The sequence below is a fragment of the Streptomyces sp. NPDC104226 genome, assembly GCF_055584085.1.
Genome location: NZ_JBVJMS010000004.1, coordinates 189,171 through 204,686, shown reverse-complemented (window position 1 = coordinate 204,686; position 15,516 = coordinate 189,171). Strand labels below are relative to the sequence as shown.

13 protein-coding genes are annotated in these 15,516 nt (G+C 73.0%); 5 read left to right on the top strand and 8 right to left on the bottom strand.

Annotated elements, in window-relative coordinates; all coding sequences use genetic code 11:
• The first annotated feature begins 52 nt into the window (after positions 1–52).
• Entirely contained in the window at positions 53–967 is a 915-nt protein-coding gene (metF, locus tag ACZ60J_RS14385) for a methylenetetrahydrofolate reductase [NAD(P)H] (protein WP_469681847.1), read from the top strand.
• Between the two features lie 52 nt (positions 968–1,019).
• Complete coding sequence (locus tag ACZ60J_RS14380) at positions 1,020–1,919, top strand: hypothetical protein (RefSeq protein WP_469681846.1); 900 nt, start codon at positions 1,020–1,022, stop codon at positions 1,917–1,919.
• A 22-nt stretch (positions 1,920–1,941) separates the two neighbouring features.
• On the opposite strand, the gene ACZ60J_RS14375 is transcribed toward ACZ60J_RS14380, so the two are convergent.
• From ACZ60J_RS14375 to ACZ60J_RS14355, 5 genes are all read right to left on the bottom strand, one after another.
• Positions 1,942–3,342, bottom strand: a complete 1,401-nt coding sequence (locus ACZ60J_RS14375) for a phytoene desaturase family protein (protein ID WP_469681844.1) — start codon at positions 3,340–3,342, stop codon at positions 1,942–1,944.
• 10 nt (positions 3,343–3,352) lie between these two features.
• Positions 3,353–3,967, bottom strand: a complete 615-nt coding sequence (locus ACZ60J_RS14370; protein WP_469681842.1) for a DUF4126 domain-containing protein — start codon at positions 3,965–3,967, stop codon at positions 3,353–3,355.
• Between the two features lie 119 nt (positions 3,968–4,086).
• A complete protein-coding gene (locus ACZ60J_RS14365; RefSeq protein WP_266909422.1) occupies positions 4,087–4,488 on the bottom strand; it encodes a DUF3040 domain-containing protein in 402 nt (133 codons plus the stop codon).
• A 295-nt stretch (positions 4,489–4,783) separates the two neighbouring features.
• On the bottom strand, positions 4,784–5,542 hold the full coding sequence (locus ACZ60J_RS14360) for a class I SAM-dependent methyltransferase (RefSeq protein WP_469681840.1): 759 nt from the start codon (positions 5,540–5,542) through the stop codon (positions 4,784–4,786).
• 70 nt (positions 5,543–5,612) lie between these two features.
• Complete coding sequence (locus ACZ60J_RS14355; RefSeq protein ID WP_469681838.1) at positions 5,613–6,110, bottom strand: SAV_6107 family HEPN domain-containing protein; 498 nt, start codon at positions 6,108–6,110, stop codon at positions 5,613–5,615.
• Between the two features lie 255 nt (positions 6,111–6,365).
• Here ACZ60J_RS14355 and ACZ60J_RS14350 point away from each other — a divergent pair, with 255 nt between their 5' ends.
• From ACZ60J_RS14350 to ACZ60J_RS14340, 3 genes are read left to right on the top strand one after another with little or no spacing between them, the layout of a single operon-like run.
• The gene (locus tag ACZ60J_RS14350) at positions 6,366–7,229 is read left to right on the top strand and encodes an ATP-binding cassette domain-containing protein (RefSeq protein WP_469681836.1); all 864 of its coding nucleotides are present in this window, start codon (positions 6,366–6,368) and stop codon (positions 7,227–7,229) included.
• A complete protein-coding gene (locus tag ACZ60J_RS14345) occupies positions 7,201–9,285 on the top strand; it encodes a YhgE/Pip family protein (protein ID WP_469681834.1) in 2,085 nt (694 codons plus the stop codon). Before ACZ60J_RS14350 ends, ACZ60J_RS14345 begins: the two co-directional genes overlap by 29 nt.
• Positions 9,286–9,321: 36 nt before the next feature.
• On the top strand, positions 9,322–9,954 hold the full coding sequence (locus ACZ60J_RS14340; RefSeq protein ID WP_469681832.1) for a TetR/AcrR family transcriptional regulator: 633 nt from the start codon (positions 9,322–9,324) through the stop codon (positions 9,952–9,954).
• A 559-nt stretch (positions 9,955–10,513) separates the two neighbouring features.
• Here ACZ60J_RS14340 and ACZ60J_RS14335 read toward each other — a convergent pair.
• The 3 genes from ACZ60J_RS14335 to ACZ60J_RS14325 are packed head-to-tail and all read right to left on the bottom strand — an operon-like array spanning position 10,514 to position 15,374.
• Positions 10,514–12,940, bottom strand: coding sequence for a transglutaminase TgpA family protein (locus ACZ60J_RS14335; RefSeq protein WP_469681830.1), 2,427 nt, complete (start codon positions 12,938–12,940; stop codon positions 10,514–10,516).
• Positions 12,937–14,364, bottom strand: a complete 1,428-nt coding sequence (locus ACZ60J_RS14330; protein WP_469681828.1) for a DUF58 domain-containing protein — start codon at positions 14,362–14,364, stop codon at positions 12,937–12,939. Before ACZ60J_RS14330 ends, ACZ60J_RS14335 begins: the two co-directional genes overlap by 4 nt.
• Complete coding sequence (locus tag ACZ60J_RS14325) at positions 14,364–15,374, bottom strand: AAA family ATPase (protein WP_469681827.1); 1,011 nt, start codon at positions 15,372–15,374, stop codon at positions 14,364–14,366. The genes ACZ60J_RS14330 and ACZ60J_RS14325 overlap by 1 nt, the downstream gene beginning before the upstream one ends.
• Positions 15,375–15,516 lie beyond the last annotated feature (142 nt).

Below are 15,516 nucleotides of genomic sequence, written 5' to 3'. Positions count from 1 at the left end.
CAATCCGTGGACAACGCTTCGATGGACACCGGACCGCGTCTAACCTCCCCGTATGGCCCTTGGTACCTCTTCCACCTGGTCGGACCGCGCACACACGGTCCGCGAGCTCATCGCGTCCGGGCGCTCGTACTCCTTCGAGTTCTGGGCCCCCAAGACGGAGAAGGGCGAGCGCAACCTCTGGAACGCGCTGCGCCGGGTCGAGGCGGTGGCCCCGAGCTTCGTCTCCGTCACCTACGGGGCCGGCGGCTCCACCCGCGGCGGGACCGTCCGGGCGACCGAGCAGATCGCCGCGGACACCACCCTGACCCCGGTCGCGCACCTGACCGCCGTCGACCACTCGATCGCCGAGCTGCGCAACGTGATCGGGCAGTTCGCCGACGCCGGCATCCGGAACATGCTCGTCCTGCGCGGAGACCCGCCGGGCGACCCCATGGGCGAGTGGGTGGCGCACCCCGAGGGCGTGCACTACGCCGCCGACCTGGTCCGGCTGGTCAAGGAGTCCGGCGACTTCTGCGTCGGCGTCGCGGCCTTCCCCGACATGCACCCGCGTTCGACGGACTGGGACACGGACATCCGGCACTTCGTGGACAAGTGCCGCGCGGGCGCCGACTATGCGATCACCCAGATGTTCTTCCATCCGGAGAATTATCTGCGGCTGCGCGACAGCGTCGAGAAGGCGGGCTGCGAGACCCCGATCATCCCCGAGGTCATGCCTGTTGTGAACATCAAGCAGCTCGACCGGCTCCCGCAACTCAGCAACGCAGTCTTCCCTGCGGCTGTGAAAGAGCGCATGCTCGCGGTCAAGGACGACGCGGCCGCTGTACGCTCCATTGGCATCGAGTTCGCCACGGAGTTCTGCGCGCGGCTGCTGTCCGAGGGTGTCCCGGGGCTGCACTTCATCACGCTGAACAATTCCACGGCGACTCTCGAGATCTACGAGAACTTGGGCCTGCACCAGCGGGCCTGATCGGCCGGCTCCGTTCCCCACGGGCGGGCGGCCGTACCGAGAGGGGCCCCGCATGGGAATGACGGTCCTCTACATCGCGTTCGGTTTCGTCGCGCTGTGGCTGCTTGCCGAGGTCCTGATGCAGTACAAGGCCCGGCTGCGCTGGCGCCTGCTCGCCTTCGCCGGCTTCGTCGGCGTGGTCGCAGGCGTCGTGCTGCCGTCGGTGCTCGTCATCGGGGCCGGTGCCGTCGCGTTCGCGATCGGCCAGACACTGGTGACCCTCTCCTTCCGCAAGGGCTTCGTGTCGGGCTGGTCGCTGCGCCGGGGCAAGGCCCCGGAGCCCGAGCCGCAGGCCCGGCGGCGCCGTGGCGGGGCCGGAGCGCGCCCGGAGCCCTCGCTCGAGGTGACGGCCCTGGAGTACGGGCCCGACCCGGCGGGGGACGAGGACTCCGACGAGGAGGCCGGTGCGTTCACCGCGGGGGCCGCGCGCCGGCAGGTCCAGGGGTTCCACCCTCCGCAGCCGGCCGCCGACGCGTCCGGTCCGTACGGCGCCCCGGGCGAGACCAGTGCCTTCGCCTCCCCGTTCGCCCCCTTCGCCCCGGCCGAGCAGGACGCCCACCAGTACGCGGCGTACTACGACCCGCAGGGCCAGGGCGGCTACGACTACACCACCGGCTATCCGGCCCCCGGCGAGCAGCAGGTGTACGCCGCCTACTCGGATCCGTACATCGGCACCGGCGGAACGGTCGCCCCGCAGCCGCCGTACGCCTACGAGGCCCCGTACGGCGGCTACGCCCCGGACCCGTACGCGGCCGGGCAGCAGGAGCAGTACTCCATGGACACCCCGCCCGGCGGGGTCTGGGTCCCGCAGCAGCGCGACGCGAACCAGCCCTACCCGGCGGAGGAGCCGCAGCAGCAGCCGTACCCGTATCCGTACCAGGGCACGGGCGAGTACGAGCAGTACCGCTACTAGCCCGCCGGGGCGCCGCGGCGCCCTAGCGGGAGCCGCGGAAGTCCGCGCCCTCCACGATCAGCCCGGACACCAGGGCGCCCGTCATCCCGGCGTGCGCCAGACCGCCGCCCGGGTGCGCCCAGCCGCCGGCCAGGTACAGCCCGGGCACGCCGGTGGTGTTCGCGGGGTGCAGCAGCCGTCCGCCGGCACCGGCCAGCGAGGGCGCGGGCACCCGGCCGTCCACCGAGCCCGTGTCCGCGCGGACCTCGGCCGGGGTGCGCAGCTCGTGCCACAGCAGCCGCTCCCGCAGCCCGGGGACGGCCCGTGCGGCCGCCGTCAGCAGGTCTTCGGCCGTCGGAGCGGGCGCCGGGCCCCCGGTCACCACGGCGTGTACGGTGACCGCCTCGTGCCCGGCGTCCGGGCGGGTGGCCGGGTCGTCGGGGCGCAGCACGGTCACCGGGCCCAGCAGCGTCCGGTGCGCGGCGTCGGTGTCCCGGGCCCCGCGCAGGGCGGCGAAGAGGGTGTACCAGCGGGCGGGCTCCGTACCGACGGGCGCGGAGTCGAAGGCGGGCGGCATCTTCACGAGCTGAGGGTCGGCCGCGCAGACCACGTGGTCGGCCGTCGCCTCGGTGCCGTCGGCCAGGCGCAGCCCGGCCGCCCGGCCGTCCCGTACGAGCACCTCCCGTACGGCCGCGCCGAACTCGAAGGCGACCTTCCGCTCCAGGCACCGCTCGTACACGGCGGTGGCCAGTTCCCGGATCCCGCCGCGCACGTACCAGCTGCCGAAGGTCTGCTCCATGTAGGGGAGCACCGTCGCCGAGGCGGGTGCGGTCGCCGGATCGACCCCGTACGCCCGTACGCGCGCGGTGAGCAGCTCGTCGAAGCCGCCGCCGCCGAGCTCGCGGGCGGCGACCTCGGCCAGGGTCGGAGGCCGGCGGCGCAGCAGCCCGCTCCCGCGCAGGGCCGGGTACGGATCGCGGCCCAGGGCCGACCGGTCCTGCTTCAGCGGCTCCTCCAGGAGCGGCCGGCGGGTGGCGTCCCAGGCGTCCCGGGCACGGCCCAGGACCGCGCTCCAGCGATCCCCGGAGCCGGGCCCGAAGGCCGCGTCGACGGCGGCGGCCGCGCCGCCGTGCGAGCCGCCCGGGAAGGTGACCGTACGGCCGTCCGGGAGCACGTACCGGACGGCGGGGTCGATCTGGACCAGTTCCGCGCACTCCTCCAGGGGGCGCTTGCCGGTCTTGACGAACAGATCGCGGTAGACGGCGGGCAGGTGCACCAGGCCGGGACCGGTGTCGAAGACGAAGCCGTCGCGGGCGTACCGGCCGACGGCTCCGCCGTAGGTCTCCCCGCGCTCGTACACCGTCACCTGATGCCCGGCGACGGCCAGCCGTGCCGCCGTAGCCATCGCGCCCATCCCGGCGCCGATCACCGCAATTCGTGCCATGCGGCTGAGCCTATCGAGCGACCCGCGCCACCTCGGCGGCGAGTCTCTTCTCCTCGCGGCGCTGGGCGCGGCGGCGCAGGAAGCGGCGGATCCTGGTCCAGAGGTAGATCAGCAGGGCGAGGCCGATGATCAGCAGGACGGCGCAGATGATCGCGGCGGCCTCGGGATGGAACATCGCGAAGGTGACGATCCCGCCGACGCCGAGGTCCTCGGCGGTGCTCATGGCGACGTTGCTGAAGGGTTCCGGGGAGGTGTTGATCGCCATGCGTGTGCCGGCTTTGACGAAATGGCTGGCCAGGGCGGTGGAGCCGCCGACCGCGCCGGCGGCGATGTCGGAGAGCGAGCCGCTCTGCCCGGCCAGCAGTGCGCCGACCACCGCTCCGGACACCGGTCGGATCACGGTGTGGACGGTGTCCCAGAGGGAGTCCACGTACGGGATCTTGTCGGCGACCGCCTCGCACAGGAAGAGGACGCCGGCCACGATCAGCACGTCGGTGCGCTGCAGGGAGGCGGGGACCTCGTCGGTCAGGCCGGCCCTGCCGAAGATGCCGAGCAGGAGGACCACGGCGTAAGCGTTGATCCCACTGGCCCAGCCGCTGGTGAAGACCAGGGGGAGCACACTCATCTGATCATCATGTCCCAGAAGCCGTGATCCGGCGCGGAATCAGTGAGTGCGGAGCGGACAGCAGTGAGGGGACGGCCGCCTTCCGGCGGCCGTCCCCTCACCCGAGTCTGTCGGTGGGGCTACTGCCCCTGTTCGTCACGGCGGCGCTGCCACCGTTCCTCGATCCGGGTCATCATCGACCGACGCTGCCGGTTCTGCCCTTGGGGCGAACCGCCTGCACTACCGGAGGCGGGTTGCTCACCAGGCTTGGGTGCCTTGCGCCAACCGGTGACCACGAGCACCGTACAGCCCAGCATGACGAGGAATCCCACCACGCTGATCCACAGTACGTTCGGCACGATCACACCGGTCATGAGGAGCGCGATACCCACCACAATGCCTGCGACTGCCTGGTAGACCCGTCGCCGGGTGTACGTGCGCAGTCCGCTTCCCTCAAGCGCTGTAGCGAATTTGGGATCTTCGGCGTACAGCGCTCGCTCCATCTGCTCGAGCATTCGCTGCTCGTGCTCCGAGAGCGGCACGGGAGTCCTCCTCATCCGTCGGTCGCGGGGGGTAGCGACCAGGGGTCCCCTTCAGGATAGGCGGGGAATCGCCCCCGTGACACCCGCCCTCTACGCCACGTTCTAAAAAAACACTGCCCGTAAAAAGTACTGCTTGTTCCATCTCGGGGAATGCTCAGCGCCGTCTTGAACGGCTCGCTGAGGGCGTTATTCCCCAGAGGTCCGCTCGGCATGCCGGTCGCTGACCCCGATCATACGGGTCACGACCCCGGTTCGGAGGGTGAGTGGCGCACCGCGTTCCTCGAAGCTCCGCAGATCAGGCGGGCTTCTCGCCGAGGATGTGCAGCTGCGTGGCGACCGCGTGGAACGCCGGGAGCTCCGCGGCGGCCTCTTCCAGGCGCATCAGCGCCTCGACGGCACCCGGCTCGGTGTCGACCAGCACGCCGGGGACGAGGTCGGCGAAGATCCGCACTCCGTGCACCGCGCCCACGGCCAGGCCCGCCTCGGAGGCCAGCTCGGAGAGCTGCTCGGCGGTGAAGCGCCGCGGTACCGGATCGCCCGCGCCCCAGCGACCGGCCGGGTCGGTCAGGGCCGTACGGGCCTCCGTGAAGTGCCCGGCCAGGGCGCGGGCCAGGACGGCCCCGCCGAGGCCGGCGCCGAGCAGGCTGAGGGTGCCGCCGGGGCGCAGGGCGGCCACGGCGTTGGCCACGCCCTCGGCCGGGTCGTCCACGTACTCCAGCACGCCGTGGCAGATCACCACGTCGTAGGAGTCGCGGTCGACGACCTCGAGCAGCCCCTGGGCGTCGCCCTGCACCCCGCGGACCAGATCGGCCACGCCGGCCTCGGCGACCCGGCGCTCCAGTCCGAACAGCGCGTTGGGGCTCGGGTCGACCACGGTGACCCGGTGGCCGAGGTGGGCCACCGGCACGGCGAACTTGCCCGTACCGCCGCCCGTGTCGAGCACGTCCAGTACGTCCCGCCCGGTCGCCTTCACCCGGCGGTCGAGCGCCTCCTTGAGCACCTCCCACACCACGGCGGTGCGGAGGGAGGCGCGGGGGCGGGAAGTGTCCGACACGGCTGATGGCTCCTCGGCACGTTGGGTGAGCGGTCGCTGCCCACCCTATTGCCTCCGGCTGCCGGGCAGGTCATCCCACGTCCGGACGCTCCGTCCGCGGCAGCGGCAGGCCTTGCGCGGGGCCGGCCGGCGCCTGTGGGTGGAGCGAGAGCATCCGCTCCACCAGACGCACGAACATCGCGACGGCACGCACCAGATCGTCCGCGTCCCGGCCGGTGGCCGCTCCCGCTATGCCGGCCTCCGCCCGGGCCCGGCGGGCCGCACCGGAGGCGAAGAGCGCGCTCCACTCGGTCAGTTCGGGCGCTATCTCCGGGAGCACCTCCCACGCGCTGCGGATCCGCGGCCTGCGCCGGGGGTGCACCGGTTCGGGCCGCCCGCGCACGGCGAGCACGGCCGCGGCGGTGCGCAGTGCGGCGAGATGGGCGGTGGCGTACCGCTCGTTGGGCCGGGTCAGCCGGGCGGCTTCGGCCAGGCCCTCGTGGGCCTTGGCGAGCAGATCGAGGGCGGCGGGCGGTGCCGCCGACTTCCGGGGGACGGGGTGGACAGGGGACGGGGACGGTGTGGCCATGACGAACCTCCTGTCGTTGCATGCGCAGGGCGCTGCCTGGTGTAGCTCCTACGGATCGAGCACGGATCGAGCACGGATCATCGAGCGTTCTTGCGTGTCCCTATCGTGACGCCCCCCACTGACAATCGCGCTGACCTGCGGTTTCGTCCCGATGTGCGAGGTCGCGCCCGGGCAACTGCCGCCCGGTGCACAGCGGATGCCGCCGGGGATGCTAGTTTTTGAACTGACCGGTCAGTTCAAAAGGAGGGGGACGAGGTGGACAGCCCGCACGGCGCGGCCGTCAAGGCCGAGGACTTCGGAGTCAAGGGCCCGCGCGGCTGGGTGTTCCGGGGGATCGGCATCGACGCGGCGCCCGGCTCGCTCATCGCGGTCGAAGGCCCCTCCGGCAGCGGGCGGACCTGCCTGCTCCTCGCCCTCACCGGCCGGATGAAGCCCACCGAGGGCCACGCCGAGATCGGCCGCCACCGGCTGCCGAAGAAGATGGCCGCGGTCCGCCGCATCGCCGCCCTCGGCCCGGTGTCCGGGGTCAACGACCTCGACCAGGCCCTCACCGTCGCCGAGCAACTGCGCGAGGGCGCCCTGCTCCAGCGCCGCTACGACGGCCCCGTGCGCGCCCTGCTCCGCCCGCGCGGCGAGCGGCGCGCCTCCACCGCGGCCCGGATAGAGGACGCCCTGGAGGCCGCCGGACTCGACGTGGCCACCCTGCCGAAGGGACCGCACACCTCCGTGCGGGACCTGGAACGACTGGAATCCGTACGGCTGTCGGTGGCCATCGCGCTGCTCGGGGCGCCGCGCCTGCTGGCCCTGGACGACCTGGACCTCAAGCTCTCGGACGCCGAGCGGGCCGAAGCCTGGGACCTGTTGCGCTCCCTCGCCGCCCGCGGGACCACCGTCCTCGCGGTGTGCAGCGAGGCCCCGTCCGACGCGACGGTCCTGCGCACCGGCCCGGCGGCGGAACCCGCCGCGGACGCGGCCGCCGGATCCACCGCGGTGCCCCGGCCCATGGACACCAAGATCACCTGGGGCGTCCAGGCCGCCGCCCATGACTCGCACGACACGCACGACTCGCACGACACGAAGGGGGACGACGATGCGCTCGCCGAAGCTCGCCGCGCTTGAGCTGAAGCGGTTCGGGCGGGGGAAGCTGCCACGAGCCGCCCTCGTCGCGCTGCTCCTGCTGCCGCTGCTCTACGGAGCCCTGTACCTGTGGTCCTTCTGGGACCCCTACAGCCGCCTCGACAAGGTGCCCGTCGCCCTCGTCAACTCCGACCGGGGCGCCACCGTCGACGGGAAGCAGATCGACGCCGGCGGCGAGATCACCCGCAAGCTGCACGACAGCAAGACCTTCGACTGGCGCGAGGTGAGCGCCGAAGAGGCGGCCAAGGGGCTGGAGAACGGCACCTACTACCTCTCCCTCACCATGCCCGCCGACTTCAGCGCGAAGATCGCCTCCAGCTCCGGCGAGGACCCCGCCACCGGAGCCCTCCAGGTCCGCACCAACGACGCGAACAACTACATCGTCGGCTCGATCTCCCGCACCGTCTTCTCCGAGGTCCGCTCGGCGGCGTCGACCAACGCCTCCCGTGGATTCCTCGACAAGATCTTCGTCAACTTCTCCGACCTCCACGGCAAGACCGCCGAGGCCGCCGACGGAGCCGACAAGCTCACCGACGGGGCGGGCAAGGCCCAGAAGGGAGCCAAGGACCTCGCCGACGGCCTGGACACGGCGAAGCAGAAGAACGGCGAGATCACCGGGGGGCTCAAGAAGCTGAACGGGGCCGCCGCCCAGCTGGAGACGGGCACCAAGGACATCGCGGCCGGCACCCAGACGCTCGCCGACAAGGTCGGCGGCGTTGCCGACAAGGCCCGCCCCATCCTCAAGGACCCCAAGAGCCTCGCGGACACCGCCGAACTCGTCGCCGACACCGCCAAGGTCGTCGACAACCACCTCGAAGCCTTCGCCAAGGCGGCCCCGGCCGCCGCCACCGTCACCCAGCGCGTCTCCACCGGCGCCGCCGACGTCTACGCGAAGACCTGCACCACCGGTGCGAAGCCGGTCCCGGACACCTGCCCGCAGCTCAAGCGGCTCAAGGACGACGCCGCCGAAGCAGCCGAGCTCGCCGGCGACGTGGACACCCTGCTGGGGAACTCGAAGGGGGACCTCGCCACCCTCCACAAGCAGCTCGGCGACCTGGAACGCGAAGCACGCCTCCTCGTGAAGAAGGCCCCTGGCCTCTCCGCGGACCTCGAAGCGGCGGTCACCCAGGTCAACGCCCTCAACGACGGCGCCCACAAGGTCTCCGACGGCATGGCCAAGCTGCACACCGGCATCGGCTCCGCCACCGAGGGCTCCAGCGCGCTCGGCGTGGGCGTCGGCAAGCTCGGCGTCGGCGCGCACGACCTGGACGGCGGCCTCGTCAAGCTCGTCGACGGCAACGGCGAACTCGCCGGCGGCCTGCACGACGGCGCGGCGAAGATCCCGGCCTACGACCAGCAGCAGCGCGACGCCCGCACCGAGGTCATGGCCGACCCGGTCCGGCTCGCCAACCAGTCCCTGCACAAGGCGCCCAACTACGGCACCGGCTTCGCCCCGTACTTCATCCCGCTCTCCCTCTGGGTCGGCGCGATGGTCGCCTACATGCTGATCGCACCGCTGAACCGGCGCGCGCTCGCCACAGGAGCCTCGCCCTGGCGGATCGCCCTCGCGGGCTGGCTGCCCGTGGCCGGGATCGGCGCCGCGCAGGTGGGCGCACTGATGTCCGTACTGCACTGGGGACTCGGCCTGCAGATGGCCCGGCCGGCGCTCACCGTCGGCTTCCTGATGCTGGTCACCGGCTGCTTCGCCGCGATCGTCCAGTGGCTCAACGCCAAGTTCGGCGCCGCCGGGCGGATCCTGGTGCTGGCCGTCCTGATGCTCCAGCTCACCTCGGCGGGCGGCACCTACCCCGTCCAGACCAGCCCCGGCTTCTTCAACGCCCTCCACCCCTACCTGCCGATGTCGTACGTGGTCGAGAGCCTGCGCCGGCTCATCACCGGCGGCGACCTGGCCCCGGTCTGGCAGGGCTGCGCGGTCCTCACCGCCTTCACGGTGGGCGCCCTCGCACTGACCGCCCTCGCCGCCCGCGGCAAGCAGGTGTGGACGATGGACCGGCTCCGCCCGGAACTGAGCCTGTAGCCCGGAGAGACAGGTCGACCTGTGAGAATCAGCGCCATGGAAAGCAGCAGCACCGGTACGGTCCCGGGCGGCGGCCGCCGCCAGGCCACACGGCAGAAGCTCTACGAAGCAGCCGTCACCCTCATCGCGGAGCAGGGCTTCTCCGCGACCACGGTCGAGGAGATCGCCGAGCGGGCGGGCGTGGCGAAGGGGACCGTCTACTACAACTTCGCCAGCAAGAACGACCTCTTCGAGGAGCTGCTGCGGCACGGGGTCGGACTCCTGACCGAGTCGCTGCGGACGGCGGCGGAATCGACCGAGGCCAGGGGCGGGACCCGGGTCGAGGCGCTCGACGAGATGATCCGGGCCGGACTGGTCTTCATCGACCGGTACCCCGCCTTCACCCAGCTCTACGTCGCCGAGCTGTGGCGCACCAACCGGACCTGGCAGTCCACCCTGATGGTCGTCCGGCGGGAGGCCGTCGCCGTCGTGGAGACGGTGCTCCGGGAAGGCGTGGAACGGGGTGAGCTCAGCGCGGAGATCGACGTACCGCTGACGGCCGCGGCGCTGGTGGGGATGGTGCTGGTGGCGGCGCTCGACTGGCAGTCGTTCCAGAGCGAGCGGTCGCTGGACGACGTGCACTCGGCGCTGTCGCTGTTGCTGCGGGGCCGGGTGAGCGGGAACCGCTGACGGTTCCCGGCCGGTTCACAGCCGGTTCCCTGACGGGTGACCCCCGATCGGCGGTGCCGCAGGGGCGGCGGGGCCGCGTAGAACTGGTGGGGCGGGTGAGTATCCGTACCTAGACGCGGAAATGAGTACCTGCGCGGATGGGGTGCGGCATGCCGGCACGCCAGACTGGGGGCAACGGACAGGGACCCGGCTCGCACCGCCGGCACGGGGCGGCAGGTGCGGATCGGGTCTCTTTGACCGACAGGGGTGGGAACGCGGCAGAGGCCGGGGCTCGGGGGGATCGAGCCCCGGCCTCCGTCATGTTCCCGTTCCGGGAGCGAAGCCCGTGCCCGGCTGCGACCGTTGCCGCTGCGCTGCGCGGAGTTCCCCTACCCGCCCTTCGCCCGTTCCCCGGGGCTGTGCCCCGGACCCCCTGGGGCTCCGCCCCAGACCCCGCGCCTCAAACGCCGGCGGGGCTGGACATGCCGCAACGCGGCCCGGGTCCGGGCGGAGCCCGGGGAACGGGCGAAGGGCGGGTAGGGGACAGCCCCGCAGGGCGGCCGGAGTCCCGGCTCCGCCGTCAGCCGCGGCCGCGGAGGGGGATCCGGGTGCGGAGACGGGCCGTGGCGGCAGCCGCGCGGCCGGTCACCGCCGACCAGCGGGTCGAGGCGGCCCAGCCGAGCCGCGCCGCCGAGCGGGGGAAGAGCAGCGCGCGCAGCCGCGCCCCGCGGGACACGCCGGCGAGCAGCCCGGCGCGGCCCAGCAGGACGTCCGGTGCCAGCTCCCCGTAGGGGGGCTCCGCATCCGGCGGCGCGTACAGCGCCCGCTCCACCGCGCCCGCGACCCGCCGTACGGCATCGGCCGCCGCCGGATCCAGCCGGCCCAGGGACACCACCCGGTCCGCCGCCCCCCGCGGGGACAGCGCCTCGTCCGGGACGATCCCGACGTCCCACGCCGCGTCGCCCAGCTCCCGCCAGGCGGCCAGGACCTGCCGCGATCCGAGCCGCCGCGCCCGCAGCCGCCCGCGCCACAGGAACGGGAGGAGCGGCAGGGCCAGCAGCAGGATGCCCGCGGCGGTCCAGCCCAGGACCGTGGCCGCCGAGGGGCCGCCGTCACCCGCGCCCGTGTTCCGCTGCGCCGCGGCGGGACCGCACTCGCCCAGCTTCTTCTGGTCCGGGGGGCAGTCGTCGGCCGTCGAGGGCCCGGCCGAAGGCTGCGCCGCACTCGCGGACGGGGCCGTCACCGGGGCACTCGGCTGCGTCTGCGGGGTGGCGGGCCGGCTGTAGTCCGGCACCGTGATGCCCGACCGGGGCGTCGGCTCGAAGCGGGTCCAGCCCACGCCCTCGAAGTACAGCTCGGGCCAGGCGTGCGCGTCCTTCATCGAGACGTCGACGGTGCCGTCGGACTGCTTGACCCCGGGCGTGAACCCGACCGCGACCCGCGCCGGGATGCCGAGCGTGCGCGCCATCGACGCCATCGAGAAGGCGAAGTGGACGCAGAAGCCCTCCTTGTCGGCGAGGAACTTGGCGATGGCCTGCGAGCCCGTACCCGAGGAGACCTTCGTGTCGTAGCGGAAGCCGCCGTTCACCGCGAAGTAGTCCTGGAGCTTGACCGCCGCCGAGTAGTCGTCCTTCGTGCCGCGGGTCACCTCGCGGGCCGTCTGCACGACGACCGCCGGCAGGTTGTCCGGCACCTTCGTGTACTCGGCCGCGATCTCCGGATTCGCCGCCGGTGCGCTGCGCAGCTGTTCCGCCGTCGGGTTCAGCAGCAGGCTCCGCACCGTGTACTGCACGCCCTGGGCGTTCTGGAACTTGTCCTTGCCCAGCTGGTCCCCGACGAGGGTGCGCCCGGCCGGCTCGAACCGCCACTTCCCGCTGATCTCCACGCCCGTCGCCGGATACGGCATCGGCAGGTAGCGCTGCGCGTACGTCTGCGCCGAGGAGATGAAGGTCTGCACCTCGGTCGCGCCGGTCAGCACGCTGTCGCTCACCCCGGGCGGGTTCGGCATCCGCTTGGGGACGTCCGTCAGGGCGCGCCCCGAGGCCTCCCACTTGATGCCGTTGAACTCGTCCAGTGCCAGGATCCGCAGGTACTGCTCGCTGAGCTGCGGGCTGTCCGTGCGGTACCGCAGGACCACCCGGTTGTCCTGGGTGTTGAGGCTGCTCTGCAGGGAGACCAGCGGGTTGACCGCCTGGATCGAGGGGCCGAGGCCGTTGCCCTCGCCCTCGCCCGCGCCGCCGCCCGTACCCAGGAGTCCGCTGCCCAGCGAGGGCAGCACCGCCGGCACCGCCAGCGCCAGTCCCAGCGCGACCGCGCCGATGCGGCGCCCGGTGCGGACCGGGGCGAGCGCCTGTCCGCCGCCGGAGAATCCGGCCGCCACCTTCCCGCGCGGGGCCGCGCCGAAGACCCGGCCCCACTGTGCGAGCCGGTCGCGGCCTTCGGCGAGCAGGAGGAGGAGGTAGCCGCAGCCTGCCAGCACGAAGGAGATCCAGGATGCGCCGCCGGAGCCGGCGGCCGCGCCCGACAGGCCCGCCGCCACCGAGTACAGCGCGAGCAGCGGGAGCCCGGCCGCGGCGGCCGTCCGTACGGTCACCGCCAGCAGGTCCACCAGCAGCCCGATCAGCAGCACCCCGGACACCAGCAGCAGCCGGATCCCGTCCGTGAGCGGGGCCGGCATCGCGAACTCGTTCACGTCCTGCACGCCTTGGCGGAACAGCGCGCCGAAGTCCGTGACGAGGTAGTCCAGCAGCCCGTCGCCCTCGGCGGACTGCATCTTCCCGCCGAACAGCAGCATCAGCGCCACCAGCGACACGAGGACCTGCGCCGCCACGGTCAGGGTCCGGGCCAGTGGTACCCGCCGGGCCCCCGCGCCCACCGCGCTCTGCAGCGCCAGCAGCAGCGCGGCCTGCGGGAACCAGCTGCCCGATTCCACCAGCGGGTTCAGCGACCAGGCGGTGAACAGCGTCGCCAGGGCCGCGAAGACCGTCAGTCTCGCCCGTCCGCTCATCCCCAGCCCCCCGCCGAGCCCGAACCGCCCGCCGCACCGATCGGCGCGTTCCCCGCCTGCCGCCACAGTTCCCCGAAGGCCACCCCGGGCGGGGCGGCCAGTGCCGTCCAGCCCGCGTCGCGCAGTCCGGCCAGGCGCTCATCCAGCGTAGGCACTCCCTCCGACATCGCTGACATGACCGAGGCCAGCCCCTGAGGCCGGCCGGACCAGTCCGCGGAGTCCAGTACGAACGCCACGGCGCCGCCGCCGCGCCGGCACATCCTGGCCGCGAGTCCCGTCTGTACGGAGTCCAGGTCTCCGAAGAAGGCGATGAGGAGCCCGTCCCCGCCCGCTCCGCCGAAGCCGCTGCCGGCGCCGTTGCTGCGTACCGCGTCGCAGGCCCGCGAGAGGCCCGCGCCGTCGGAGTGGCCGACCACGGCGAGGGTGTCCATCATCAGCCCCGCCGCCTCCGCGGACTCCTGCCCGCCGGAGGTGAAGCCGCCGCCCTCGCGGGGCACGCAGTCCCCGGTGTCGGTCAGCAGCCGCACGGAGAAGCCCTGCTCCAGCAGGTGCACCAGGGTCGACGCGGCGGCCGAGACGGCCCATTCGAAGGCGGAGTCGGGGCCGGCGCCCTCGTAGGCGAGGCGCCGGGTGTCCAGCAGTACGGTGGCGCGGCTGCGCTGCGGCTGCTCCTCGCGGCGCACCATCAGCTCGCCGTAGCGGGCGGTGGAGCGCCAGTGCACGCGGCGCAGGTCGTCGCCGCGCCGGTAGCCGCGCGGGATCACGTCGTCCTCGCCCGCCAGGGCCAGCGAGCGGCGGCTGCCGTCGCCGTAGCCGGAGGACTCGCCGGTGAAGCGCACCAGGGGCAGGGCCTCGGTGCGCGGGATGACGGTGAGGGTGTCGTAGGCGGAGAAGGAGCGGGTCAGCTCGACCAGCCCGAAGGGGTCGGTGAGCCGCAGCTGGAGCGGGCCCAGCGGGTAGCGGCCGCGCAGGTCGGAGCGGACCCGGTAGGACACCTCGCGGCGGCCGCCCGGCTCCACCCGGTCCAGGACGAAGCGGGGCCGCGGCCCGAGCACGTAGGGCACCCGGTCCTGGAGCATCAGCAGTCCGGTCGGCATCCGGGAGGTGTTGTCGAGCCGCAGCTGCACCCGGGCCTCGGAGCCGGCGGGCACCCGCATCGGGGTCAGCCGGCGGGTGCCGGAGACCCGGTGGCGGGTGCGGTGCAGGGCCAGGACGCAGAGCAGGGGCAGCACGGCCAGCAGCAGTCCGACCCGGAGCAGCTCGGACTGGCCGAGGACGTAGGCGCACAGCCCGGCGGCGATCCCGGCGGCCAGGAAGGACCGGCCGCGGGTGGTCAGCCCGGACAGCGACGCGCGCAGCCCGGCGCCGGTCCCGGTGGGCTCCGGGCCCCGGGCGCCCGCGCCGTGCGGGGCGCCGGCGCTCATCAGAAGCCCCGGACGCCGGCGCCGGGCGGGATCTCGCCGCGGGACTGCGCGGCCGGTACGGGGGTGCGCTGGACGATGTCGGCGACGACCTGTTCGGCGGTGCGCCGGCTCAGCTGGGCCTGCGCGGTGGGCAGCAGCCGGTGCGCGAGCACCGGTCCGGCCAGGGCCTGCACGTCGTCGGGCAGTACGTAGTCGCGGCCGGCCAGTGCGGCGGAGGCCTTCACGGCCCGCAGCAGGTGCAGGGTGGCGCGGGGCGAGGCGCCCAGGCGCAGGTCAGGGTGGCTGCGGGTGGCGGAGACCAGGTCGACGACGTAGCGGCGTACGGGCTCGGCCACGTACACCTCGCGGACGGCTTCGATGAGCTTGCCGATGTCGTGGGCGTGCGCGACGGCCGTCAGGTCGTCGAGCGGGGAGAGTCCGCCGTGCACGTCGAGCATCTGCAGTTCGGCCTCGGGGCTGGGGTAGCCCACCGAGACCCGGGCCATGAAACGGTCGCGCTGGGCCTCGGGGAGCGGGTAGGTGCCCTCCATCTCCACCGGGTTCTGGGTGGCGACCACCATGAAGGGGCTCGGCAGCGCGTAGGTGGTGCCGTCGATGGTGACCTGGCGCTCCTCCATCGACTCCAGCAGCGCGGACTGGGTCTTGGGGGAGGCGCGGTTGATCTCGTCGCCGATGACGATCTGCGCGAAGATCGCGCCCGGCTTGAACTCGAACTCCCGGCGCTGCTGGTCGTAGATGCTCACGCCGGTGATGTCCGAGGGGAGCAGGTCAGGGGTGAACTGGATGCGCTGCACCGAACAGTCGATGGACTTGGCGAGGGCCTTGGCCAGCATCGTCTTGCCGACGCCGGGGACGTCCTCGATCAGCAGGTGCCCCTCGGCGAGCAGGACGGTCAGCGCGAGGCGGACCACTTCCGGCTTTCCCTCGATCACGCTCTCGATCGATTCCCGCACCTGCTGCGCCGTGCTGGTCAGATCCGCGAGGCTCGCTCGGTCGTCATACGTGGTCACCTGGTTCTCCTCGACCCTTTCCCAGGGCCGGCGCCCCATGGCGCATGACCGGCCCACCCCGAAACACCTCAGAAACCGCGAGCAATCAAAAACGTCGGAACGCGGTCACCGGCCCGGAAACGTACTTCCGGGTGACGTCTCC